The 24188-nt window shown below is 71.1% G+C and carries 25 protein-coding genes; 15 read left to right on the top strand and 10 right to left on the bottom strand.

The window, feature by feature from the left end:
• The first annotated feature begins 64 nt into the window (after nucleotides 1–64).
• From ACV530_RS14045 to ACV530_RS14085, 9 genes are all read left to right on the top strand, one after another.
• Nucleotides 65–1303 carry a hypothetical protein gene (locus tag ACV530_RS14045; protein ID WP_494332739.1) on the top strand — a complete coding sequence of 413 codons (1239 nt, stop codon included), beginning with the start codon at nucleotides 65–67 and terminating at the stop codon, nucleotides 1301–1303.
• A gap of 61 nt (nucleotides 1304–1364) precedes the next feature.
• Entirely contained in the window at nucleotides 1365–1997 is a 633-nt protein-coding gene (gene pdxH / locus ACV530_RS14050) for a pyridoxamine 5'-phosphate oxidase (protein ID WP_494332740.1), read from the top strand.
• Between the two features lie 25 nt (nucleotides 1998–2022).
• The gene (locus ACV530_RS14055; RefSeq protein ID WP_494332741.1) at nucleotides 2023–2715 is read left to right on the top strand and encodes a B3/B4 domain-containing protein; all 693 of its coding nucleotides are present in this window, start codon (nucleotides 2023–2025) and stop codon (nucleotides 2713–2715) included.
• Between the two features lie 59 nt (nucleotides 2716–2774).
• On the top strand, nucleotides 2775–3473 hold the full coding sequence (locus ACV530_RS14060; RefSeq protein WP_494332742.1) for a YggS family pyridoxal phosphate-dependent enzyme: 699 nt from the start codon (nucleotides 2775–2777) through the stop codon (nucleotides 3471–3473).
• 49 nt (nucleotides 3474–3522) lie between these two features.
• On the top strand, nucleotides 3523–5613 hold the full coding sequence (locus tag ACV530_RS14065; RefSeq protein WP_494332743.1) for an oxidoreductase: 2091 nt from the start codon (nucleotides 3523–3525) through the stop codon (nucleotides 5611–5613).
• Nucleotides 5613–6644: an anthranilate phosphoribosyltransferase gene (trpD, locus tag ACV530_RS14070; protein WP_494332744.1), complete on the top strand. Its 1032-nt coding sequence runs from the start codon at nucleotides 5613–5615 to the stop codon at nucleotides 6642–6644. The genes ACV530_RS14065 and trpD overlap by 1 nt, the downstream gene beginning before the upstream one ends.
• Nucleotides 6641–7432 (top strand): indole-3-glycerol phosphate synthase TrpC, encoded by a 792-nt coding sequence (gene trpC / locus ACV530_RS14075; RefSeq protein WP_494332745.1) that lies wholly within the window; start codon nucleotides 6641–6643, stop codon nucleotides 7430–7432. The genes trpD and trpC overlap by 4 nt, the downstream gene beginning before the upstream one ends.
• A gap of 38 nt (nucleotides 7433–7470) precedes the next feature.
• A complete protein-coding gene (locus tag ACV530_RS14080; RefSeq protein ID WP_494332746.1) occupies nucleotides 7471–8091 on the top strand; it encodes a LysE family translocator in 621 nt (206 codons plus the stop codon).
• A gap of 72 nt (nucleotides 8092–8163) precedes the next feature.
• Nucleotides 8164–8796: a phosphoribosylanthranilate isomerase gene (locus ACV530_RS14085; protein ID WP_494332747.1), complete on the top strand. Its 633-nt coding sequence runs from the start codon at nucleotides 8164–8166 to the stop codon at nucleotides 8794–8796.
• A gap of 40 nt (nucleotides 8797–8836) precedes the next feature.
• Here the strand turns inward: ACV530_RS14085 and ACV530_RS14090 are convergent, their stop codons facing one another.
• The 7 genes from ACV530_RS14090 to ACV530_RS14120 form a co-directional block, all read right to left on the bottom strand.
• On the bottom strand, nucleotides 8837–9499 hold the full coding sequence (locus tag ACV530_RS14090) for a response regulator (RefSeq protein WP_494332748.1): 663 nt from the start codon (nucleotides 9497–9499) through the stop codon (nucleotides 8837–8839).
• Nucleotides 9500–9501: 2 nt separating this feature from the next.
• On the bottom strand, nucleotides 9502–10692 hold the full coding sequence (locus ACV530_RS14095; RefSeq protein ID WP_494332749.1) for a sensor histidine kinase: 1191 nt from the start codon (nucleotides 10690–10692) through the stop codon (nucleotides 9502–9504).
• Nucleotides 10693–10745: 53 nt separating this feature from the next.
• The gene (locus tag ACV530_RS14100; RefSeq protein ID WP_494332846.1) at nucleotides 10746–11909 is read right to left on the bottom strand and encodes an NAD(P)/FAD-dependent oxidoreductase; all 1164 of its coding nucleotides are present in this window, start codon (nucleotides 11907–11909) and stop codon (nucleotides 10746–10748) included.
• A gap of 8 nt (nucleotides 11910–11917) precedes the next feature.
• On the bottom strand, nucleotides 11918–12112 hold the full coding sequence (locus tag ACV530_RS14105) for a ferredoxin (protein ID WP_494332750.1): 195 nt from the start codon (nucleotides 12110–12112) through the stop codon (nucleotides 11918–11920).
• 20 nt (nucleotides 12113–12132) lie between these two features.
• Complete coding sequence (locus tag ACV530_RS14110) at nucleotides 12133–13308, bottom strand: cytochrome P450 (RefSeq protein WP_494332751.1); 1176 nt, start codon at nucleotides 13306–13308, stop codon at nucleotides 12133–12135.
• A 130-nt stretch (nucleotides 13309–13438) separates the two neighbouring features.
• Nucleotides 13439–14188, bottom strand: coding sequence for a hypothetical protein (locus ACV530_RS14115; protein ID WP_494332752.1), 750 nt, complete (start codon nucleotides 14186–14188; stop codon nucleotides 13439–13441).
• Complete coding sequence (locus ACV530_RS14120; protein ID WP_494332753.1) at nucleotides 14185–14868, bottom strand: RNA polymerase sigma factor; 684 nt, start codon at nucleotides 14866–14868, stop codon at nucleotides 14185–14187. The genes ACV530_RS14115 and ACV530_RS14120 overlap by 4 nt, the downstream gene beginning before the upstream one ends.
• A gap of 123 nt (nucleotides 14869–14991) precedes the next feature.
• Here ACV530_RS14120 and ACV530_RS14125 point away from each other — a divergent pair, with 123 nt between their 5' ends.
• Both ACV530_RS14125 and ACV530_RS14130 read left to right on the top strand, forming a co-directional pair.
• A complete protein-coding gene (locus ACV530_RS14125) occupies nucleotides 14992–15348 on the top strand; it encodes a hypothetical protein (RefSeq protein ID WP_494332754.1) in 357 nt (118 codons plus the stop codon).
• Nucleotides 15345–17516: a bifunctional polysaccharide deacetylase/glycosyltransferase family 2 protein gene (locus tag ACV530_RS14130; protein WP_494332755.1), complete on the top strand. Its 2172-nt coding sequence runs from the start codon at nucleotides 15345–15347 to the stop codon at nucleotides 17514–17516. Before ACV530_RS14125 ends, ACV530_RS14130 begins: the two co-directional genes overlap by 4 nt.
• Before the next feature lie 127 nt (nucleotides 17517–17643).
• On the opposite strand, the gene ACV530_RS14135 is transcribed toward ACV530_RS14130, so the two are convergent.
• Entirely contained in the window at nucleotides 17644–18522 is an 879-nt protein-coding gene (locus ACV530_RS14135; protein ID WP_494332756.1) for an LLM class F420-dependent oxidoreductase, read from the bottom strand.
• A 74-nt stretch (nucleotides 18523–18596) separates the two neighbouring features.
• Nucleotides 18597–18974, bottom strand: coding sequence for a 5-carboxymethyl-2-hydroxymuconate Delta-isomerase (locus tag ACV530_RS14140; RefSeq protein WP_494332757.1), 378 nt, complete (start codon nucleotides 18972–18974; stop codon nucleotides 18597–18599).
• A 345-nt stretch (nucleotides 18975–19319) separates the two neighbouring features.
• Between ACV530_RS14140 and ACV530_RS14145 the strand changes: the two genes are divergently transcribed.
• The 3 genes from ACV530_RS14145 to ACV530_RS14155 are packed head-to-tail and all read left to right on the top strand — an operon-like array spanning nucleotide 19320 to nucleotide 22124.
• The gene (locus ACV530_RS14145; RefSeq protein WP_494332847.1) at nucleotides 19320–19523 is read left to right on the top strand and encodes a ferredoxin; all 204 of its coding nucleotides are present in this window, start codon (nucleotides 19320–19322) and stop codon (nucleotides 19521–19523) included.
• A complete protein-coding gene (locus tag ACV530_RS14150; RefSeq protein ID WP_494332758.1) occupies nucleotides 19513–20880 on the top strand; it encodes an NAD(P)/FAD-dependent oxidoreductase in 1368 nt (455 codons plus the stop codon). The genes ACV530_RS14145 and ACV530_RS14150 overlap by 11 nt, the downstream gene beginning before the upstream one ends.
• A gap of 23 nt (nucleotides 20881–20903) precedes the next feature.
• Nucleotides 20904–22124 carry a cytochrome P450 gene (locus ACV530_RS14155; RefSeq protein WP_494332759.1) on the top strand — a complete coding sequence of 407 codons (1221 nt, stop codon included), beginning with the start codon at nucleotides 20904–20906 and terminating at the stop codon, nucleotides 22122–22124.
• Here ACV530_RS14155 and ACV530_RS14160 read toward each other — a convergent pair.
• Nucleotides 22109–23428 carry a helix-turn-helix domain-containing protein gene (locus tag ACV530_RS14160; protein WP_494332760.1) on the bottom strand — a complete coding sequence of 440 codons (1320 nt, stop codon included), beginning with the start codon at nucleotides 23426–23428 and terminating at the stop codon, nucleotides 22109–22111. The two genes, ACV530_RS14155 and ACV530_RS14160, sit on opposite strands and share 16 nt — an antisense overlap.
• Before the next feature lie 202 nt (nucleotides 23429–23630).
• Here ACV530_RS14160 and ACV530_RS14165 point away from each other — a divergent pair, with 202 nt between their 5' ends.
• Nucleotides 23631–24164, top strand: coding sequence for a DUF4232 domain-containing protein (locus tag ACV530_RS14165; protein WP_494332761.1), 534 nt, complete (start codon nucleotides 23631–23633; stop codon nucleotides 24162–24164).
• Nucleotides 24165–24188: the final 24 nt, after the last annotated feature.

The following is a 24188-nucleotide window of genomic DNA, read 5'->3' on the forward strand; positions in this document are numbered from 1 at the left end:
GTTGCCGCGGCACCCCCTGTCGAGCGCCCGATTGCGGGCGCAGAAACCAGAGGGGGAAATCGTCATGACAGCACTGTCCCATTCGTGGCTGAGCGGCATCGACCTCAAGTTCTTAGCCGACCAGGTGGGCACCCCGGTATTTGTCTACAGCGAGGCCCAGTTCCGAAAGAACCTGAGCCGTGTCAAAAAAGCTGCGGACGATTCGGGACTCGGCGACCGGGTTGAGTTCTACATACCGTTCTTCCCGAACTCCAACCCGCACCACCTCGCTCCGCTCAAGGACATGGACGGCTTCGGAGTCCTGGTCCAACTGCCCAGCGAGTACCGGATTCTGCGGTCCCACGGATTCGAGAAGTTCATCGTCTCTCCCGGGCATGTCTCGAACGAGGAAATCAGTTTCTGGGACAGCACCCGATGTCCCACCTTCCTCGCCAGCCTGGACGAGGTGGCGCACTCCCTCGCCACAGAGGCACCGTCCATCAGTGTCCGCATCGACTCCCTCGACTCCGGCAAGCCCGGCGTGAAGTACGGGGAGCTGGAGCGGCTTTCGGCGCTGCTGAAGCGGTACGGGCGTGAGCTCGACTGCGTCGAGGTGTACTGCGGCAGCGGCAACTCCCTCGACGACATGGTGCGCACCGTCGAGGAGATGTTCGAGATCTTCCTCCAGCACTTCCCCACCGCGCGGGGCATCAACTTCGCCGGCGGCCACGGCTTCGACTACGACGCCCACGCCGAGGAGGACAAGCACTTCGACTGGGGCCTGTACTTCGAGCGGCTGGCCGCCGCGGCCCGCCGCATGGGCATCCCGGAGGACGTGAAGTTCCTCTTCGAGCCCGCTCGCGACGTCCTGGCCGACACTGGCGCGCTGCTGATGTCGGTGGAGCGCGCCGTCATCACGACGCCGGTGTCCTCCATCGTCGTCACCAACGGCTGCCGGATGCTGATGCCGTCGGCGCAGCTGCGCAACCGGGGCCACAACACCGCCTTCCTCGACCAGGACATGCGCGAGATCGTCAACGCGCGTGGCATCAACGCCGCTGTCCGGGGGCGCACCATCCTGCGCAACGACTATCTGCTGCCCGGGGAAGTCCACGTCCCCGAAGGGGTCGACGCGACGAGTTACATGGTCATCCTGGACACCGGGGCCTACTGCGCGACCCAGCACATGGAGTTCCTCAACGTGCCGCCGGCCGCCGAGGTCCTCGTGAACAGCGACGGTTCGATGGACCTGATCACCGCTGCCGGAGACGACTTCGACAAGTGGCGCAACCTCCTCGACGAGAAGCAGCCGCTCAAGAACTGACCGTTTCACCGGTCCCGCTTCCTTCTCGTATCCGAATTCTCGGTCAGGCAGGAGATTCCCCATGTCGACAGCCCATGACGGGTTGCCGGAAGAAGCCAACGGACCCGCCGGCGAAGAAATGCCGTTCGACCTGTTCCAGCGCTGGTTCGAAGAAGCCTCGGCCAGTGAGTTGAACGACCCCAACGCGATGGCCATCGCCACCGCCGGTGCGGACGGCCTTCCGGACGTACGGATGGTGCTGCTGAAGCACCACGATTCCCGCGGATTCGTCTTCTTCAGCAACAGCACCTCCGCGAAAGGCATCGAACTCGCGGAAAACATGCAGGCATCCGGTGTTCTGCACTGGAAGAGCCTGCGGCGGCAGGTGCGCTTCCGCGGGCCGGTCGAATGCGTCACGCCGGAGAGGTCCGACGCCTATTTCGCCTCACGCGCTCGTGACAGTCGCATTGGCGCGTGGGCCAGCCGGCAATCCAGCCCGTTGGCTGCCCGCAAGCTGCTCGAAGACGCCATCACGGCCGAAACCACGCGCTTCGATGGCCAAGAAGTGCCTCGTCCACCGCACTGGACGGGCTACCGCATTCGCCCGACCTACCTGGAGTTCTGGTCCGATCGGCCATTCCGACTCCACGACAGGGTCGCTTTCACCAGGATGGTCCCCGAGGGCCCCTGGGAACACGGGCGCCTCTACCCCTAGCGAAGCAAAAGAAGGGTTCGACAGCGTGTACTTCACCCATGCCGATGCGGTCTGGTCCGAGCACCCCGGCCTGCGGGCGTTGACGGTCACGGTCGACGGTGCCGCCTCGGCCACGACAGACGACGCGCAGCTCGGCCGGCTCGTCGAGCGGATCGACCGGCGGCAGAGCGGCGCGGCGGAGGCCGACATGCGGGAAATCGCCGCCTGGCGCGAGGCGTTCTCGCGCATGGGCCTGAAGCCGACGCAGTACCGGTGCGCATCGGAAGCGCTGCTGCGCCGGTTCCGCAAGGACAGGAGTCTGCCCAGCCTCCATCCGCTGGTGGACTATCTGAACCACGTGTCGATGGCCTTCGCCATTCCCATCGCGGTGTTCGACACCGAGCGGATCGGCGCCGGAATCACCGTGCGTCCCGCGGAGGGAACGGAGGTCTACGAGACGTTCCAGGGGGCGACCGAGAACCCCGTCCCCGGTGAGATCGTCTTCGCCGACCCCGACGGATACGCCCACTCCCGCCGGTGGACCTTCCGCCAGTCGGCTCGCTCCGCCGTCTCCGAAGCCAGTGGATCCGTCCTGATCGTCGCCGAGGCCCATCACGCCTCGGCGGCCCAGGACCTGGCCGAGATGGAGACCGAACTCAAGGCGGGGTTCGCCACGCTCGGTGTCTCCACGGGCGGATCCACGATCCTCTCGGAGAGCCACCGCCGATTCGAATTCTGACCCTGTGCTGCCCGCCCCTTCCCGGGGCGGGCAGCACTCGTCCCGGAGAGAGGGATGCCGTGAGCAAGTCTGGTCCTGCCGTCATAGCCGACGGGCTGGTCCGTGTACGGGAAGAGATGGCCGCCGCCTGCACGCGTGCGGGCCGCGCACCCCAGGACGTACGGCTGATCGCCGCCTGCAAGACCTTCGGCGACGACACCGTCCGCGAGGCCATCGCCTGCGGGCAGTTGGCATTCGGGGAGAACTACGTCCAGGAGGCCAAGGCCAAGTGGCCGGCGCTCAAAGAGGACCACCCCGACACCGAACTGCACCTGATCGGGCCGCTCCAGTCCAACAAGGCCCGCGAGGCCGTGGCCCTGTTCGACGTCATCCACTCCCTGGACCGCACGTCCCTCGCCAAGGCGCTGTCGCGCCAGTGCGAGGACCAGGAACGGCACCCGGCGATGTTCGTCCAGGTGAACACGGGGTCCGAGCCGCAGAAGTCGGGTGTACTGCCCCAGGACGCCGATGAGTTCATCACGGCCTGCCGCACCCTCTACGGGCTGAACGTCACCGGACTGATGTGCATCCCGCCGACCGGTCAGCCTCCCGAGTCGCACTTCGACCTCCTTGCCAAGATCGCCGCACGCAACGGGGTCACCGAACTGTCCATGGGAATGAGCAGCGACTACGCCACGGCCATCGAGCAAGGCGCCACGTACGTACGCGTGGGATCCGCGATCTTCGGAAACCGGTCGTACCCGGCTCGCACGCAGTAACAGCTCCAGTACGGCCCCGCGAGGGATCGGCATGAAGGGAAGCGCCACGTTGTCCCGCCCAGCCCGCTTCGACATCCTCTTCGAACCGCTGCGGATAGGCCCCGTCACCACCAAGAACCGCTTCTATCAAGTTCCGCACTGCAACGGCATGGGCCGGGCGTACCCCTCTCCGATGGCCGCCATGCGCGGCATCAAGGCCGAGGGCGGCTGGGGCGTGGTCTGCACCGAACAGTGCGACATCCACTACTCCGGCCAGCATCCGCGTGAGCTGCGCCTGTGGGACGCCCAGGACATTCCCGCCCTGGCTCGCGCCACCGAGCAGATCCACGCGCACGGGGCGCTGGCCGGTGTGGAGTTGGCGCACAACGGCGGGCACGTGGCCAATCTGGAATCCCGTGCCGTGCCCATCGCCCCCAGCGTGGAGGCCACGCGCAGCCTCTTTCCCAGCACCGCCCGCGCCATGGACAAGAACGACATCCGGGACTTCCGACGCTGGCATCGGCACGCCGCGCTCAATGCCCGGCGTGCCGGCTTCGACATTGTCTACATCTATGCCGGGCACAGCATGACGCTGCCCATCAACTTCCTGTCCCGCAGCCGCAACAAGCGCACCGACGAATACGGCGGGAGCCTGGAGAACCGCGCGCGACTGCTGCGCGAGCTGATCGAGGACACGAAGGAAGCCGTCGGCGACACCTGCGCCGTGGCCGTCCGCTTCTGCGTCGACGAGATGATGGGCGATCGCGGCATCACCGCGGACGCCGAGGGCTACGACGTCATCGAAATGCTCGGCGAACTCCCCGACCTGTGGGACGTCAACATCTCCAACATGGGCCATGACGGCGCGACCGCCCGGTTCGAGCAGGAGGGCTGGCAGGAGAAGTACGTCAAGTTCGTCAAGAGCGTCACCACGAAGCCGGTCGTGGGAGTGGGCCGCTTCACCTCGCCCGACACCATGGTGTCCATGCTCCGTTCCGGCACCCTGGATCTGATCGGAGCCGCCCGCCCCTCCATCGCCGACCCGTTCCTTCCCACCAAGATCGAGCAGGGACGGTTCGACGACATCCGCGAGTGCATCGGCTGCAACATCTGCCTGGCCTTCGACTCCCTGGGTGCGCCCTTCCGCTGCACCCAGAACCCCACGACCGGCGAGGAATGGCGGCGGGGCTGGCACCCCGAGACCATCCCGCCCAAGGACACCGACGACACCGTCCTCGTGGTCGGCGGAGGGCCCGCGGGTCTGGAGGCCGCCCGCGGCCTGGGCCAGCGCGGTTACAAGGTGATCCTCTGCGAGGCCGGCCGGGAACTCGGCGGGCGCGTCACCCGTGAGTCGCGGCTGCCCGGCCTCGCGACCTACGGCCGGGTGCGGGACTGGCGCCTCGAACAGCTCAAGCGCATGAAGAACGTGCAGCTGCTGCCCGGCAACCACGTCACGGCCGGCCTCGTCCTGGAAGCGGGGTGCTCCGTCGTCGGTGTCGCCACCGGAGCGACCTGGCGGAACAACGGCGTGGGGCGCCACCGCAGCGATCCCGTACCCGGCCTGGGCGATGTCCCGGTGTTCACCCCGGACGACATCATGGACGGCCGGCTTCCCGAAGGCCGCGTCGTGATCTACGACGACGAGCACTACTACATGGCCACCGTCATCGCCGAACGTCTCGCGGACGCCGGGTGCGAGGTGGTCTTCACGACCCCGGAGCCGGTGGTCGCGGCCTTCACCCAGTTCACCGCGGAACAGAAGCGTGTCCAGCGGCGCGTCATGGAACGCTGCGCCGCCGTGCACACGTCCGCCGCGCTGGCCCGCGTCGAACCGGGCACCGCCTACCTGGCGTGCACCTACACCGGACGCGAAACCGCCGTGGCCGCCGACGCCGTGGTGCTCTCCACGGGCCAGAACCCCCGGGACTCCTTGTACCAGGAGCTGACCGGGCTGGGCACCGAGGCCCTGGAAGAGGCCGGGATACGGCGCGTCGTCCGGGTGGGTGACTCCCTCGGGCCCGGGATCATCGCCGCCGCCGTGCACAGCGGGCACCTGTTCGCCCGCACCCTCGACACCGGTCTCACCGACCGGACCCCCTACCGGCGCGAGAACGTCACGCCGGACTGGGACCAGCCCTTCCCCCCGAAAGGTGCCGCTTGATGGGGACGTTCAAGGAGTTACTCGCGAAGACAGCCGACGGCCACCCGCTCAGCCGGCATGAGGCCGCCGAAGCCTTCACCGTCATGACGTCCGGCGACGCGACCCCCTCGCAGATGGGCGCCTTCCTGATGGCCCTGCGCGTCCGGGGGGAGACCGTCGACGAGATCGCCGGCGCCGCCGCCACCCTGCGGGGCAGGATGCGCTCCGTGGCCGCACCAGCGGACACGGTCGACATCCTGGGTACCGGAGGCGACTGCTCAGGCTCGTACAACATCTCCACCTGCGCCGGACTCATCGTGGCAGGGGCCGGCGTTCCCGTGGCCAAGCAGGGCAACCGTGCCCTGTCCTCGCGGTCCGGTTCCACCGATGTGCTCGCCGCGCTGGGGGTCCGTAGCGCACTGTCGCCGGCCGAAGTCGAGCGCTGCATCGCGGCGGCGGGCATCGGATTCATGCACGCCCCCAACCACCACCCGGCCCTCCGGCACGTCGCCGCCACGCGGGTCGAACTCGCCACGCGCACCGTCTTCAACATCCTGGGACCGCTGCTCAACCCGGCCGGCGTCAAGCACCACCTGGTCGGTGTCTACTCCCGGCATCTGCTCGAGCCACTGGCCCAGGTGCTGGGTGAACTGGGCTCCACGCACGCGCTGGTCGTGCACGGCTCGGACGGTCTCGACGAGATCACCACGACCGGCCCCACGTACGTCGCCGAACTCGTCGACGGCGTGGTGAAGACCTTCGAGATCACCCCGGAGCAGGCGGGCATCCCGACCGCCCGCCCCGAGGATCTGCGGGGCGGCGACCCCGCCCACAACGCCGCGGCCCTGCGGGCTGTCCTGGAGGGAACTCCGGGTCCGTACCGGGACATCGCCGTCCTCAACGCCGCGGGGGCCCTCGTCGCCGCCTCCCGCGTCACCGGCTTCCGGCAGGCCGCGGAGCTCGCCGCCACATCGATCGATTCCGGAGCGGCGCTGGCCCGCCTCACCGCCCTCATCGACGCCTCCAACTCCACCACCGGGGACCTATCATGAGCGATCTGCTGACCCGCATCACGGCGTACAAGCGCGAGGAGATCGCCGCCGCCAAGCAGGAGCGGCCGGCCCACGTGCTGCGTGAGCAAGCCGAGCGAGCCGAGCCCCCGCGGGGCTTCCTCGCCGCCCTGGAAAAGCGCCGGGCCGAGGGGCAATACGCGCTGATCGCCGAGATCAAGAAGAAGAGCCCGTCCAAGGGGCTCATCCGCGCGGACTTCGACCCATCGGCTCTCGCCCGTGCCTACCAGGCGGGAGGCGCCGCCTGTCTGTCCGTGCTCACCGACACCCCGTCGTTCGGCGGCAGCCTGGACAGTCTCACCGCCGCTCGTACCGCCGTCGAAATCCCTCTGCTGCGCAAGGACTTCATGATCGACCCCTATCAGGTCCTCGAGGCCCGCGCGTGGGGCGCCGACGCCATCCTCCTGATGCTCTCCACCGTCGACGACGAGACCGCGGCGGCCATCGAAGGCACCGCACACGAACTCGGTATGGACGTCCTGGTCGAGGTCCACGACCAGGAGGAGCTGGAGCGCACGTCCCGCCTGCGGTCCCGGCTGACAGGAATCAACAACCGCAACCTGAAGACCATGGAAACGACCCTGACCACAGCCGAGAACCTGGCGCCGAAGGTTTCCCCGGACCATGTCGTGGTCGGCGAAAGCGGATTGAGCACCCCGCAGGACCTCCGGCGCATGGCGGCGGTCGGCATCACCACGTTCCTCGTCGGCGAAAGCCTGATGCGTGCACCCGATGTCGAGGCCGCCACTCGCTCGCTCCTGGCAAAGTAGCACTGGCCGCCCGCACGACCCCAAGGGAGCACCCATTCATGAGCATTGAGTTTCTGATCACGGCTTTCATCATCGTGGTCTCACCCGGGACCGGCGCCGTCTACACCGTGGCCACGGGAATAACCCGCGGACTGCGCATGTCGGTTGTGGCAGCCTTCGGCTGCACCCTCGGGATCATCCCGCATCTGGCCGCGGCGATCGCCGGCCTGGCCGCGATCCTGCACACCAGCGCGGTGGCCTTCGAGAGCTTCAAGTGGGCCGGTGTCGCCTATCTTCTCTTCCTCGCCTGGCAGACCCTGCGGGAGAAGGGCTCAATGAAGATCGACACCGAGGGCGACACGAAAACGGAGAAGTCGGCGGCCGGCGTCACCGGGACCGCCATTCTGATCAACTTCCTCAACCCGAAGCTGTCCATGTTCTTCCTGGCGTTCCTGCCCCAGTTCGTCCCGGCCACCAGCACCAACACGCTCCCGCAGATGCTCGAACTCTCGGCCGTATTCATGATCATGACGTTCGTCGTCTTCGCGCTCTACGGCGCCTTCGCCGCGGCCGTTCGCGACCACATCATCACCAAGCCGAAGGTGCTGGCATGGATGCGCCGCACTTTCGCCGTGGCCTTCGTGGGCCTCGGCGTCCAACTGGCCCTCGCCAGCCGCTGACCGCCCGACCCGACGTCTGCTCGCCCACCCCGGAAGCGATTCCGGGGCGGGCGGATCCATGTGAGGACCCGGATGCAGAATCAGCAGAATCATCTGTTTATCAAGCTCTGCGGGCTGAGGACCGAACAAGACGTGGACAAGGCGGTGGAGGCCGGGGCCGACGCCATCGGCTTCGTGTTCGCCGACAGCCCTCGACGGGTGGACGCGACCACTGCCATACGGCTCGTCAGCCGCGTCCCGTCCTCTGTGATGACCGTCGGTGTCTTCCGCGATCAGGCGGTGTCGGAGGTCCGCTCGTTGGCCCGTCTCACCGGCGTGCGCGCCGTGCAGCTCCACGGGCACGAAGGACGGGCCCACTACACCGAGCTCGGGCAGGAGGGCTGGACCCTCATCCGGGGGACCGTCTACCGGGAACCCCTGCCTCGGCACGGGCAGTTGGGAGAGGACATCCTTCTCCTCGACGCGCCCACCCCTGGCGCAGGGGTCCCCTGGGACTGGTCCCGCGAAGCCTTCCGGTCTCCCGGCTCCCCATGGCTTCTGGCCGGCGGTCTGACGCCGGGCAACGTGTCCGACGCCATCCGAGCCACCCGTCCCTGGGGCGTTGATGTCTCCAGCGGCATCGAGAGCACCCGAGGGGTCAAGGACCCCGCCTTGATCGAAGCCTTCGTCAAGGCTGCCCGTGCTGCTGCCCGTGCTGCTTCCTGAGCGGCCTGTGGTGTCCGGCGGCGCTGGAACGCCTCGACGCTCAGACCCGGGCCAGCCCCGTCCGGTAGGCGGTGACGACGAGTTGGGCGCGGTCGCGGGCGTCGAGTTTGGCCATGGCCCGGTTGACGTGGGTCTTGGCGGTGAGCGGTGTGACGTGGAGGCGCTCGGCGATCTCGTCGTTGGACAGGCCGGTGGCGACGAGGGTGACCACTTCGCGTTCGCGCGGGGTGAGGATGGCCAGGCTCGGCGTCTTCCCGGGGTCGGGGGCGGCCGGCTGGGACAGGAAGCGGGCGATCAGGGCCTTGGTGGCGGCCGGTGACAGCAGTGCGTCGCCGGCGGCCACGAGGCGGATGGCGTCCAGGAGTTCGTCGGGGTTGATGCCCTTGCCCAGGAAGCCGCTCGCGCCGGCGCGGATGGCCTCGGCGACGTACTCGTCGTTCTCGAAGGTGGTGAGGACGAGGACCTTGACGCCCGCGAGGTCCTCGTCCTCGGAGATGAGCCTGGTCGCGGCGAGGCCGTCGAGGTCGGGCATGCGGATGTCCATCAGCACGAGGTCGACGCGCCGGCTGCGGGCGAGTTCGACGGCCTGGCGTCCCGTCGCGGCTTCGGCGACGACCTCCATGCCGGGGGTGGAGTCGATGAGCATCCGGAAGGTGCCGCGCAGCAGGGCCTGGTCGTCGGCGAGCAGGACGCGGATGGTCATGGTCAGCCCTTTCGGCCGGTGTTCAGCGGCAGTCCGGCGGTGACGCGGAAGCCCCCGCCGGGGCGTGGTCCGGCGGTGAAGGTGCCGCCCGCGGCCTTGGCGCGCTCGTGCATTCCGATCATCCCGTGGCCGGTGCCGGGGACGGAGCCGGAGCCGGTGCTCGTACCGGTACCGGCGGGGCCGTCGTTCTCGACCGTGACGCACAGGACGTCCGTGCGGTACTCGAGGCGGACGCGCGCCGGGACGGAACCGGCGTGCTTGCGGGTGTTGGTGAGCGCCTCCTGGATGATCCGGTAGGCCGCCAGGTCGGTGATGGCCGCGAGCTCCGCGGGCCGGCCGGTGCGCTCCAGGGCGAGGTCGAGGCCGCTGTGGCGGAAGGAGTCCAGCAGGCGGTCGAGGTCGGCGAGGGCGGGCGCGGGTTCGCGGGGCGAGTCCGGGGGCTCGCCGTCGCGGAGCACCCCTACGGTGGCGCGCAGTTCGTCCAGGGCGGCCCGGCTGGTGTCGCGGATGCGCTCGAGCGCCTGGTGGGCGTGGTCGGGGTCGGAGCGCATCAGGTGGTGGGCGACGCCCGCCTGGGCGTTGACCAGCGTGATGTGGTGGGCGACGACGTCGTGCAGTTCGCGGGCGATGCGCAGGCGCTCCTCGGTGACCCGGCGGCGGGCCTCCTCCTCCCGGGTGCGTTCCGCGCGCTCGGCACGTTCCATGGCGGAGGCGAGCAGCCGGCGGCGACTGCGGGCGGCGTCGCCGCTGGCCACCGCCAGGGCCAGCCCGGCGACGACGGCCAGATGCTGCCAGAGGGTGTCCAGGCCCGCGTTGCGGATCAGGGAGGCGGCGAGGAGCAGCGCGGTCGTACCGGCGCCGACGCGCAACGCCGTACGGCGGTCGGTGCGCAGCGCCACGGTGTGGACCGCGACCGCGGTGGCGGCGGGCGACGGGCCGGGGAAAGCGAGCCAGGCGATCTGGGCGATGTTGACGGCCAGGGTCGCCGCGACCACCGGGCCCGGCCACCGCCTGCGGGCGAGCAGCGGCAGGCAGGCCAGCGCCAGTCCGCCGATGAACCATGTGGCCGGGACCCGGTGGTAGTACGCGGTGGCCACCGCCACCGGGGTGGACAGGGCGAAGCAGAGCGCCGCGACCGCCAGGTCTCCCGGCCAGGTCCGGCCCCGCGGTCGTCCGGGGCCGGACTCGCTCACGTGCACTCCTTCACCGTACGAGAACCGTATGAGGCAGTGGGTCGGGCAGTGGGTCAGGCGGCGGGCTCGCCCACGCGGTCGCGGTACGCGCGCAGCGCGCGTGCGCTGTTCCAGCCGAGCGCGCCGGTCACGCGGCCGCCCGCGCGGTACAGCGCGACGAACTTGCGGGCCCCGGGGTCGCCCTCGACGACTTCGACGTGTGCGTCGGCGGGACACCAGCCGTGGATCTGGATCTTCGCGTCGTACTGGTCGGTCCACCCGAACGGGACCGGCGCGTAGGGCACCGCGTCGGCCGGGCCGGCCAGGAGGTTCCTGGCGGCGGCGATGGCCTGCTGGCCGGCGTTCGTGCGCTGCTCGAGGCGGACGCGGCGGCCGATCGCGGGGTGCGGCCAGTTGGCGACGTCCCCGGCCGCGTAGACGCCGGGCGCCGCCCGGCACGTACGGTCGCACAGCACCCCGTCCCCGACCGGGATCCCGGAGCCGGCCAGCCAGTCGACGGCGGGCACCGAGCCGATCGCGACCACGACGGCGTCGGCGTCGAGCCGGGTGCCGTCGTCGAGCACCACCGCACGGACCCGCCCGTCCTCGCCGGTGATACGGGCGACGCCGCGCCCCATGCGGAGCCGTACGCCGTGATCGCGGTGCAGCTCGGCCACCAACCCGCCCACGTACGGCCCCACTTGCGCCGCCAGCGGGGTGGGCGCGATGTCGACGAGCGTGACGTCGAGGCCGAGGCCTCGGGCGGTGGCGGCGATCTCGCTGCCGAGGAACCCGGCGCCGATCACCACCACGCGTGGCCCGGCCAGCAGTTGGGCGCGCAGCGCGAGGGCGTCGTCGAGGGTGCGCAGTACGTGCACCCCGGCCAGGTCGTGGCCGAACGGCAGGCGTCGGGGGCGCAGTCCGGTGGCGATGAGCAGGCCGTCGTAGGACAGCCGCTCGCCGCCGTCCAGGGTGACGGTGCGGGCCACCGGGTCCGCTCCGGTGGCCCTACGGCCCAACTCCAGCCGAAGGCCGGGTGGTTGCGGCCCTGCGCGCAACGCGGTCCTGTCGGGCTCCCAGGTGCCCGCCAGGACCTGCTTGGACAGCGGCGGCCGGTCGTACGGGGAATGGAGCTCGTCCCCGACCATGGTCAGCGTGCCCGTGAAGCCCTCGCGGCGCAGGGCGTCGGCCGCGGTGAGCCCGGCGGCCGACGCGCCCACGACGACGATGTGGCCCAAGTCGGGCACTACGCCTCCACCGTTATCGCCTGCGCGGGGCACAGGGCGGCGGCGTCCTGGACCCGGGCCAGCAGTTCCTGCGGCGGGGCGGCGTCGAGCAGGACGACCACGCCGTCCTCGTCGCGCTGGTCGAAGACGTCATCGGCGGCCAGCACGCACTGTCCGGCGCCGCAGCACTTGTCCTCGTCAATGGTGATCTTCATCGTGATACTCCCTGCGTGGGTTACCAGGTGACGGGCAGCTCATGAGCACCGTAGACGATCATGTCGTCGCGCATCGGTACGTCCTCCAGCGGCACCGCCAGGCGCAGGTCCGGGAACCGCTCGAACAGGGCCGACAGCGCCGCCTTCATCTCCACCCGCGCCAACTGCTGGCCGAGGCACTGGTGGATGCCGTGGCCGAAGGCGAGGTGCGGGCCGGTGGTCCCCCTGCCGACGTCCAACTGCTCGGGGCAGTCGGGGAACCGGCCCTCGTCGCGGTTGCCCGACGGCAGCGCGGCGACGACCAGGCTGCCCGCCTCGATCAGGTGACCGTCCAGCTCCACGTCCTCCAGCGCCGTGCGGCGCGTGCCGTACTGGACGACGGAGAGGTAGCGCAGCAACTCCTCGACGGCGCCGTCCATCAACGACGGGTCCGCCCGCAAGGCGGCCAGCTGCCCGGGGTTGTTCAGCAGGCACATGGTGCCGAGCGCGATCATGTTGGCGGTCGTCTCGTGCCCGGCGATCAGCAACAGCGAGCCGACACCGGCGAGTTCCTCGTCGGTGAGGTCGCCGGAGTGCACCAGAGCGCTCAGGATGTCGTCGCCGGGTTCGGCACGCTTGGCGGCTGCCAGCTCATGGAAGAACGCGTTCATCGCCGTCTGCGCCCGCCGCACCTCCTCCGGGTCCGCGTCGATCGTGAGCAGGGAGGCCGAGTTCCGCTGGAACTCCTCGCGGTCCTCGTACGGCACCCCGAGCAGTTCGCAGATCACCAGGGAGGGAATCGGCAGCGCGAACGCCTGGACGAGGTCGGCCGGGCCCCCGGCGGCGGCCATCGCGTCCAGGTGCTCGGCGACGATCCGCTCCACGGCGGGCGTCAGCTCCCGCATCCGGCGCACGGTGAACTGGCCGGTGAGCAGCCGACGGAACCGGGTGTGCTCCGGCGCGTCCATCAGGATGAACGTCCCCGGAGGGGGCGGCGGCACCTCGTCGGTGGGGATGCTCGCCCGCAGCACGCGCCGCCGGGAGCTGAACCGCGGGTCGGAGAGCACCGTCCGGATGTCCGCGTACCGCGTGACCATCCAGCCGGTCGCCCCGTCCGGGAAGGTCACCCGCGCGACCGGGGCCTCCTCCCGGGACGTGCGGTACTCCGGCGGCGGGTCGAACGGACAAGTCCGCTTCACAGGCTGTGTACCGGTCACGAGGCGGTCCTTCCAACGGGGCCAACGGGGGCGAAGTCCTGGACTCCACCGTGCCGTTCGGCCCGGAGCGTGTCGTCCGGCGTCCGCAGACACTTGATCTACTGCGGCCGCGGTACGGCTGCGAGGACAGCTACCGCGAACGCGGACGGTGGCCCGGCACGTCCTGCGCCCCCGGCCCGAGCAGGTCGGCGCAGTAGCCGGCGACGGCGGCCTCGCTTCCCGCCGCCTGGATCAGGCGGTCCAAGCCGCCCGAGCGGTGCGGGTTGCCGTGGCCCAGACCGTTCGCCCGGTAGGCGGTGCACAGGCCGTGCAGGGAGTGCGCGACCGTCCCCGGGTCCACCACGGCGGAAGGCGACGGCGAGGCGGCCGGCTGCCGTTCCCTGGCTGCGGCAGCAGCTGTGGGGCTGGGGTGTTCGCCGGCACCGTGCGGTTTTCCGGCTGCAGGTGATGCCGGAGGGGAGGTGGGGGCGAAGTCGGAGGCGGAAGGAGAAGGAGAAGGAGAGGTGCTCGCTCCGCCGGGGTCGGGTGCGTGCGCTCCGGAGAAGGGCAGGTGAAGCGCTCCCGCCTGGGCGGCCACGGCCACCCCGCCGAACGCCAGCACCGCCGCCATCGCACCGATACCCGCCTTCCGCCACCGGCGGCCCGGCTTCGGCGTATCGGCGCGCACAGCCCGGAAGGCCGCGACCGCGGCCTCCTCGCCGGCCGTCGGGGCCGGGTCCTCGGCGGCCGGCTCACCCGCCGCCCGCAACAGCGCCGACAGCGTGCGGAGTTCCTCGATACCGGTGCCGGTACCGGCATCGGCACCGGCGGCATCCCGTTCGCGGCGGAGCAGCCGCTCGACCGTACGGTCGTCGAGGCTGTTGTGCTGGTCGTCCCTCACGCCTTGCCCTCCGAGATCACGGCCTCCGAGATCGCGGCCTCCGAGATCGCGGCCTCCGAGATCGCGGCCTCCGGCGTGGCGGGGCGCGGCGACCGGCCGGTGCGCAGCACCTCGGCCAGCCGCCGCACCCCCCGGTGGGCACAGACCCGCACCGCGCCCGGGCGCTTGCCCAGCACTCGCCCCGCCTCCTTGGCGTCCAGGCCCAGCACGACCCTCAGCAGAACGGCCTCCCCCTGTTCCCGGGGCAGGCCCGAGATCAGACTCAGCGCGCTCTCGGTGGAGATCGCTTCCAGTGCCTCGCCCGCCGTGTCGGAGCCTGCCGGAAGCTCCCCCAGGGCGCTCTCGTCGCCGCCGATCAGAGGCCGGCGTCCGACGTGCCGCAGATGGTCGAGCGCCCGGTTGCGGGCGATCTTGGCGGCCCAGCCGCGCAGCCCCTGGGCATTCCCCCGGAACGTGCCGAGATCGCGCGCGATGTGGAGCCATGCCTCGGACATGACGTCCTCGGCGTCGGCACCGCCCACCAGGGTCCGCACATAGCGCAGCAGCATCGGATGCAGTGCTCGGTAGAGGTGCCGGAAGGCATCCTCGTCGCCGGCCTGGGCGGCGTGCACGGCGTCGATGAGGGCACCGTCGTCCCACTGCGGCTCCCTGGCCGCCGGACCGCTCCTCACCTCGTGCACGGCGGACATCCTGCCGTATGCCCCTGTTCGCGACGCCACGGGCTCGGGTGTAACGCCCACGGCCGCGTCGGCGCTCTATGCGCAGTCGGCCAGAGCGGCTCGACAGGACAGGGGACGCAGCTCGTGCAGCGAAGAGACAACAGCAGCAGCACCGCTTTGACGCAGGCCGTGGAGCCCATATTCGTCGACCCCTCGGGGCGGCGTCAGCGGCGGGTGCGACGGACCGCCCGGCTGCTCGTCCTCCCGGCGGGCGGCTATATCGCCCTGCTGGTCAGCACGGTGCTGGGCGGGCCCACTCCGGGCCACGCGGCGGTCGCGGTGCCGAGCGCTCCCCAGCCGCCAGCACCGTCCGTGGCGTTCGTCCCCGACCTGCCCTCTCCCGCCGCTCACCCGGCGAGGGCCCACAGCACACCGAAGAGGACGACCGCCGGACATGCCGCGCACACCGCGGCTCCCACTCCCCGCAAGGCCTCGCGGTGACCCGTCCGAACCCGGCTCGTCCCCGCCGGACCCCGTCCCGCCGCACCCGCGTACGCGAGGTCGCACCGCGCACCCACTGGCTGCTGCTGGCCGTGCTCGCGGTCACCCTCTCGGTGGCCCTGCTGCTGCAGGGCTACACCCACCACATGTTCGGCGTCGCGGGGGACGACGCGAACGGGCCGGCCCAGGGCCCGACCGACGCGGTGCCCGCCCAGGTGGTGAATGGCGGCCCGGTGATCACGAACGCCGACACCGCACCGCGCACCGTCCAGGTCAAGCCCCGCACCATCGCGCTGACCTTCGACGACGGCCCGGACCCGGTCTGGACGCCGCGCGTCCTGGAGGTGCTGCGCCGCAACCACGTCCATGCGACCTTCTTCCTGGTCGGCGCCCAGGTCGTGGCCCACCCCGAACTGGTGCGCCAGATGGTCGCGGACGGCAACCAAGTCGGCGTCCACACCTTCACCCATCCCGACCTGGGCCAACTCCCCTCCTGGCAGCGCGGCCTGGAGCTTCGCGAGACCCAGCTCGCCATCGCGGGCGCGGCGGGAGTCACCACCTCGCTGCTGCGCCCGCCGTACTCCTCCGAGAACGACGCGCTGGACGACAACGAGTGGGCCGCGGTCAAGCAGGCGGCCGCGGACGGCTACGCGACGGTCATGACCACCCGGGATGCCGAGGACTGGCAGCGGCCCGGCGTCAGCCGCATCATCGCCGACTCCACACCGCACGGCGACAAAGGGCAGATCCTGCTGATGCACGACGCCGGTGGCGACCGGTCGCAGACGGTCACCGCGCTCGGCACTCTGTTGCCCCGGCTCAAGGCCGGGGGCTACACGTTGACGACAGTCAGCGATGCGGTCGGGATGCCGTCCCCGCTTCACCCCGCCGGGTTCGCCGCCCATCTCCAGGGACTGGCCCTCATCTGGGTACTGGAGGACGGTGACTGGGTCACCGGGGTGCTCGGTGCGCTGATGCTGGCGGCCGGGCTGATCAGCGTGGCACGCGCGGTGGTCGTCCTGGTCGCGGCCCGCCGGCACAGACGTACCAGAAGCCGGCCGTGGGGACCGCCGGTGACCGAGCCGGTCAGCGTCATCGTCCCCGCGTACAACGAGAGCGCGGGCATCGAGGCGGCCGTACGCTCGCTGCTCGCCTCGGACCATCCGGTCGAGATCATCGTGGTCGACGACGGTTCCACCGACGGCACCGCGGACCTGGTGGAATCCCTGGGCCTGCCGGTACGGGTGATCCGGCAGCGGAACGCGGGCAAGCCCGCCGCGCTCAACACCGGCCTCGCCGCCGCCTCGTACGATCTGGTGGTCATGGTCGACGGCGACACGGTCTTCGAACCCGGCACCGTCCGGATGATCGTGCAGCCCTTCGCCGACCCACGCGTCGGCGCCGTCTCCGGCAACGCCAAGGTCGCCAACCGCGGTGGCCTGCTGGGGCGTTGGCAGCACATCGAGTATGTGATCGGGTTCAACCTCGACCGCCGCCTGTTCGACCTCGGCGAGTGCATGCCGACCGTGCCCGGCGCGGTCGGCGCGTTCCGCCGCCGGGCCCTGCTGGACCTCGGCGGCGTCAGCGATGTCACCCTCGCCGAGGACACCGACCTCACCATGGCCCTGTGCCGCGCCGGCTGGCGCGTGGTGTACGAGGAGGACGCCATCGCGTGGACGGAGGCGCCCGCTTCGCTGAGCGCGCTGTGGCGGCAGCGCTACCGCTGGTGCTACGGCACGCTGCAGGCGATGTGGAAGCACCGCGGCGCACTGACGCAACGCGGCGCGGCAGGCAAGCTGGGCCGCCGGGGCCTGCTCTACCTGCTGCTCTTCCAGGTGCTGCTGCCGCTGCTGGCACCCGTGGTGGATGTCTTCGCCCTGTACGGAGTCGTCTTCCTCGACCCGGCCCGGGTCCTCGGGCTGTGGCTGGGCTTTGTGCTGCTGCAGGTCCTGATGGGCCTGTACGCCTTCCGCCTGGACGGTGAGCGTCCCGGCCCGCTGTGGAGCCTGCCCCTGCAGCAGTTCGTCTACCGGCAGTTGATGTACCTGGTGGTCATACAGTCGCTGTTCACCGCCGTCGCGGGCTCACGCCTGCGCTGGCAGCGCATGGAGCGGTACGGCAGTCTGCGCGCCCCCGGCGCCGCGCACGAAGCAGTGCAGCGGCCCTGACAGCGGCCTCACGCCCCGCCGTACAGCGCCGCCACCTCCGCCGCCGCCCGGGCCAGGTCCTCGCGGACCTCGGCCGGGGCGCGGAGTGGGCGCACCGGGCGCTGACGGCCTGGCTGGGCCGTACCGTCTAGAGCTGCGTCAGCGCCGGCGCCAGTTCGCGCCACTGCTGCCGCAGTTGTACGGCGTACCCCTCGCCCTGCGGCAGCACCACCTGCACCGCGACGTGGTCGGCCCCCGCGCTCCGGAACTCCTCGACGCGCGTACGGATCCGCTCCACGTCGCCGATGGCGACGAAGGCGTCGACGAGGCGGTCGCTGCCGCCGTCCTTGAAGTCCTCTTCCGTCCAGCCCGCGCGCAGGAGGTTGTTGGTGTAGTTCGGCAGGCCCAGGTAGAAGGCGAGGTAGTCGCGGGCAGTGCGGCGGGCGCGGGACGGGTCGGCGTCGAGGACGACCGCCAACTCCGGTCCGAGGAAGGGCTGTTCACCCAGGGTCGCGCGGGCCTGCGCGGTGATCTCGGGCGTGGTGAGGTACGGGACGACACCCGCCGCACGGTCCCGGGCGAGCCCGAGCATCTTCGGGCCGAGGGCGGCCAGGAGGCGCCGCTCGGCGGGGACGGGCTCGGGGGCACCGTCGAGGGCGGTCAGGTAGTCCCGCATCGCGGAGTACGGGCGTGCGTACTGCGCGGTGAGCGCGGCGTGGCTGACGCCGAGGCCGAGGAGGAAGCGGTCGCGGTGGGCGGGGTCGAGGGCGGCCAGCTGCGCGGCGACGCCGGCCGCCTCGTGCTCCCAGATGCTGAGGATGCTGGTGGCCACCGTCACACGGTTCGTCGCCGCCAGCAGACGTGCGGCGTGGTCGACGCCGGGACCGAACCCGACCCACAGGGCCCCGAAGCCCAGCTCCTCCAGCTCCGCCGCCGCTTCATGGATCCGCCCGGCCTCCGCGGGATCGTCGGAGCGGAACCAGCCGCTCCATATGCCGACGGTGCCGAGACCCGGGATGAGTGCCACGTTGCTCTCCTGCCTCACGACTCGTGTGTACGACCATGATGCGCGGGGAGCCCCGGGCGCACCACCCCGGTCGATCAACTCGCCTGTGCGGAACGGAGTTCGCCGCGGCTGAGCCGGTAGGAGGGGGCCAGGTCCCGTACCTCCACCGAGAGGACCGGTACAGCCCCGCCCTCCGTGGCCACATGCCTGCCCAGCAGGGCGAGGACCGCCTCGGACAGGCGGTCCTTCTGCGTTTCCGTGCGCCCCGGGAGCAGCCCTATGTCCACGTGCGCGAACAGGCTGCTGCCTCGCCCGTCGACGACGAAGGTCTCCGTCGCCGCGCGGAAGAACATCTTGCAGACGCCCGCCGTCCCGACCGAGCCGACGACGAGCGCGTGCAGGTCCTCGGCGAGGGCCCGGCGGTCGAAGGCGTCGTGGAGTCTCTCGTCGTAGTCGACGGTGATGTGTGGCACGGGTTGCTCCAGCGGCAGGCCGATGACGTATGCATCAATCTATGCCGCCGGTTTTCACGGCCGGACGGGGCCCTCGGCCCTGCCTGGACGCAAGGCCGATGAGGTCGTTCTTGCAGGTCGTGGAGGACGCCTGCCCGGAGCGGCCGTCCCGCCCTGGCCTCCGGAGCCGCCGCCGGCGCGGACACGGCGTGGGGCACACACACCCACGCTCGGCCCTGCCCGGCCGCCCCGCCTCCCGGCGGAGGCCGTTCGGGGATACCGGACCCCGGACGGCGTAACCCCGCCCGCACCCCCGCCCGAGCGGGCGTAGGACAGAAGGTGAACAACCGGGAGGAGCGGAAGCGGATGCGGGTCGTGGTCGATCTCAACAAGTGCCAGGGGTACGCCCAGTGCGTGTTCCTCGCCCCGAAGGTGTTCGAGCTGCACGGCGAGGAGGCCCTGATGTACACCCCGACCGTCCCCGACGATCAGCAGGAGCGTGTACGCCAGGCCGCTGCCGCCTGCCCCGTGCAGGCCATCCTCGTGGGGGAGCCGTCCGGTGACCGGTGATCTCCTCAACGGGCGGATCGTCATCGTCGGCGCCTCGCTCGCCGGGCTGCGGGCGGCCGAGACGCTGCGCGACAAGGGTTTCGAGGGCGAGCTGACCGTGGTCGGGGACGAGCCCCATCCCCCGTACGACAGGCCGCCGTTGTCCAAGCAGGTGCTGCTCGGCCGGGCGGCCGCGGACAGCTGCGGGCTGCCCGCCCGCCGGGACACCGGCGCGCGGTGGAAACTCGGCGTACGTGCCGCCGGGCTCGACGGGGTGGGCAAGCGCGTCCTGCTCGCCGACGGCGAGCAACTGCCCTACGACCGGCTCCTGATCACCACCGGCACCCGGGCCCGTCCCTGGCCGAACCCCGAAGAGGCGCGGCTGGAGGGCGTGTTCACGGTGCGGACGAGCGACGACTCGGCCCGCCTCGCCGCGGCCCTGGAGGCCGGCCCCAGTCGCGTCCTGGTGATCGGCGCCGGGTTCACCGGCTCGGAGGTCGCCTCGGCCTGCCGGGAGCGGGGGCTGGAGGTGACGGTCGCCGAACGGGGCAGCGCACCCCTCATCGGCGCGCTCGGCGGAACGGTCGGCTCCTGGGCCATCCAGTTGCAGCGCTCCCACGGGGTCGACCTGCGCTGCGGGGTCACGGTCACCTCGTTCCGGAGCAGCAACGGCCGTTTCACGGGCGCCGAGTTCAGCGACGGCAGCGGCATCGACGCGGACATCGCCGTGGTCTGCCTCGGCGCGGTCCGCAACACGGAATGGCTGGCCGACTCCGGGATCGCCGCCGGGCCCCGCGGCGTGGCCTGCGACGCGGGGTGCCGCGTCTTCGACATGTACGGGATCGTCACCGACAACGTCTTCGTCGCCGGCGACGTGGCCCGCTTCCCGCACCCGCTCTTCGAGTACCAGCTGATCGCCCTCGAGCACTGGGGCAACGCCGTCGCCCAGGCCGAGGTCGCGGCCCACAACATGGTCAGCACCGGACCGCAGAGGCGCCCCCACCTGGCCGTGCCCACCTTCTGGTCCAGCCAGTTCGGCGTCAACATCAAGTCCGTCGGCGTGCCGACCTTCTCCGACCAGGTGGTCCTCGCCCAGGGGACGCCGGGCGAGAGCCGCATCGTCGCCGTCTACGGCTACCGGGGACGCATCACGGCCGCCGTGACGGTGAACCGGGCCAAGTGGCTCGAGCACTACACGCACTTGATCGAGACCGCGGCCCCGTTCCCGCCCGGCCCCGGTGCCGCCGATCACTTCGCGGACAGCGAGGTGGTCCCCTCCGACGTACCGGACCCCAAGGTCCTCTCGCACGGCCCGACCGTCGCCCTCACCGGCCACCTCCCCGACCGCAGACTGACCCTGCTGCGGCCCGGCGGCTGACCCGATACCCGAAGGAACCGCACATGTCCTCCGAGACCCTCTTCCGCCGGATAACCGACTACGCCAACCGCCCCGCCCCCTACCCCCTCTACGCGGAACTCCGGGAGCACGGCGTCGCCCGGCAGGAGGACGGGAAGTTCCTGGTGGGCACGTACCACGAGATAGCCGCACTGCTCCACGACCCGCGCATCAGCTCGGACGTCCGCAACCGCACCGAGCCCGACCCGGAACTCCCGGCGCAGGAAGGGGTTCAGCGCAGCTTCATCGTGCACGACGACCCCGAGCACGACCGGCTCCGCCGCCTGGCCATGCGGCCCTTCGGCCCGCCCCACTCCCCCAAGCGCATCGACTCGCTGCGCGGCGACATCGCCCGCATCGCGGAACAACTCGCCGACGGGCTGCGGGACAAGGAACGCTTCGACCTCGTCGACGACTTCGCCTTCCCGCTGCCCGTCACCGTCATCTGCGACCTGCTGGGCGTGCCGGCCTCGGACGTCCCCCAGATGCACATCTGGGCGGACACGGTCGTCGCCGGGCTGGACTTCACCCCCGACGAAGATCCCACAGAACGCTTCCGGGCCACCCGGGAAGCGCGGGCAGCCATGGGGCTGTACTTCGGCGAACTCGCCGAGATGCGCCGCCGCAAGCCGGCCGACGACATGATCTCCGCCCTCGCCAACGAGGACGGCCCGGACGGGAAGCTCACCTACGAGGAGCTGATGGCCACCTCGGTGCTGCTGATGATCGCCGGGCACGAGACCACCGTCAACCTCATCACCAACGGCATGCTCACCCTCCTCCGCTACCCCGATGTCCTGGAACGGCTGCGCGCCGAGCCGAAGTTGATGCCGCGCGCGGTCGAGGAACTGCTGCGATACGAGCCTCCGGTGCAGTTCCTGCCACAGCGCACCCCGCTGGCCGACATCGAGGTCGGGGGCGTCACCATCCCCAAGGGCGTCCCCCTGGTGCTCGTCCTCGCCTCCGGCAACCGCGACCCCCTGCGCTTTTCCGACCCCGACCGCTTCGACCCCGACCGCGAGGACAACCAGCACTTCGGCTTCGGCAGCGGCATCCACAACTGCTACGGCGCCCCCCTGGCCCGCCTCGAGACACAGATCGCGCTCACCACGCTGCTGTCCCGCCTCGACGGCCTGCGCCTGCTCGAGGACCCGCCCGAGTACCGGCGCAGCCCGGTCCTGCGCGGCCCCCGCCACCTGCCGGTCGCGGGCTATCTGCGCTCGTAGTCCTCGAGCGGTTTCCAGACGTTGTCGCCGAACTGCCAGAAGTACTGCGGGCGTTCCTTGACCGCGCTCGTACGGAACGGCTGCCCCCGGTCGAGGATCTTCAGCCGCCCGGAGCGGTTGCCGCTGCTCCACTCCAGCTCCAGGTACCAGGTCACGTCGTGCCCGTTGGTGTGGGCGAGGACGTCCAGTACCTCCGGGTCCGCCGACGACGTCTTGCGCGGGAAGTGCGCGGCCGGGATCCGGACGTCCCCCTGCTGCCCTTCCGTGGGACGGGCGGTGGGACGGTCGTGGTCGAGGTCGATGTCGTAGTAGGCCGGAGTCACGCCGCTGCCGCAGCCGTTGCCCATCGCATACGCCGACCAGGCCAGCGGCGCCGCGCTCTTGACGACCCTGACGTGCAGGGCTCGCAGCACGACGGCCTGGCCGTTCTTGCCCTGCAGGTTGACGGTCAGGTGCATACGCCCGCCGGGCACGGCCCGCATCCCGGTGACCCAGGCCCGCGCGTCCTCCCCCATCGGCGGCTCGGGCACCTCGGCGGGCTGCCGGCCGGTGACGTACATGTTGTCGCAGCGCTCGGTGAGCGCGTAGGGCTGGACGTCGGCGGTGAGCGGGTCGTCGCTCTCGTTCTGAGTTGCGTCTGCTAACGGCGATGGTGACGTCGACGGCTTGGAGGACGGGCCGGGGGACCGAGGCGACGCCCCAGGCCCGTGGGGCGTCTCCCCGCTCCGGCCGGGTGTGCTCCCCGGACTCCCTGAACTCCCTGAACTCCCCGAGGACGGGAGGGGCATGCCGGGTGCCGCCTCCGGCCGGGCCTGCGTGGTTGCCGTACCGCCGCCGTGGTGCGTGTGCGGGTCCGGGCCGGTGCCGGCCCACCACCAGCCGCCGATGGCGGCGGCGGGTATCGCCACGCCGAGGGCGACGACGGCGGCGAGGGCCGGCCGCACCCGGCGGCGGGGCGGGTCGGCCACAGACTGCGGAACCGTTTCCTCCGGCTCTTCCTCCGGCTCGAACGGCACTGGCACCGGTACCGGCACCGGCACCGCCTTGCCCCGCGCGTCGGCGCGCTCCGCGTCGGCCAGGATCCAGAGGCGGTGCAGCGCCACCAGCTCCTCCGGCTTCGCCCCGCACAGCCGGGCCAGCCGCTCGACGGGCGCGTACTCGGTCGGCACGGCGGCGCCGTTGCAGTAGCGGTGCACGGTGGACGTGCTCATGTGCAGCCGCTTCGCCAGGGCTCCGTAACTCAGTCCCGAACGGTCCTTCAGCTCCCTGAGCTGCGCGGCGAATTCCTCGGTCCCCCCGGCCATATGGACGTCTCCCCTTCCAGAGCCGCGTTCCAGGGCGCGGCGTCTCCCCAGGTCAGGCTAAACGCGAGCGTTCCCGCGTCCCGGATGCCACGGCGGACCTTGATGCCGGGACGGGGAACCTCGCAGGCTGGTTCCGCCCCGGTGGAACGGCCCGGGGCACCTCACACCCCGTACTTCTCGTATGCCGCAAGGAGCTTTTCCCATGCGTTCCGCACGTATCGCCACCTCCGCCGCCCTCCTCGCGGGAGCCGCGCTTCTGACCGCCGGCGCGGGCCAGGCGCAGGCGGCGCCCCACGCCGAGAGCAGCGCGGTCTCCAGCTGCTCGGCCGTCGCCTCGAAGTTCACCGTGCAGAAGGTGAACCGCCCGATCAACCACGCGCTGCTGACGATCACCAACACCGGCAAGAAGCGCTGCGACGCCATCGCGGCCCCGCTGCTGGCGTTCGACAACGACACGTACATCGGCACCCGGGTCATCGAGGACTCGATACCGCAGGCCGTCGTCTCCCTCGAGCCGGGCCAGTCCGCCTACGCGGGCATCACGCTGTCGGCGGCCGACGGCTCCGGCGAGCACGGACGTACCGTCCGTACGCTCAAGGTCTTCCTCGACGGCGGCAAGGGCGAGGGCTCGGAGGGCAAGGCCGCCTCGGTCGCCCTGCCGCGCGACACGTGGGTCGACGACAAGGCGGCCGTCACCTACTGGCAGACGGACCCGTCCGTGGCCCTGGAGTGGTGAGCTAGGCCGGCCGATGCGCGAGTG

The organism is Streptomyces sp. SX-6 (assembly GCF_059089585.1).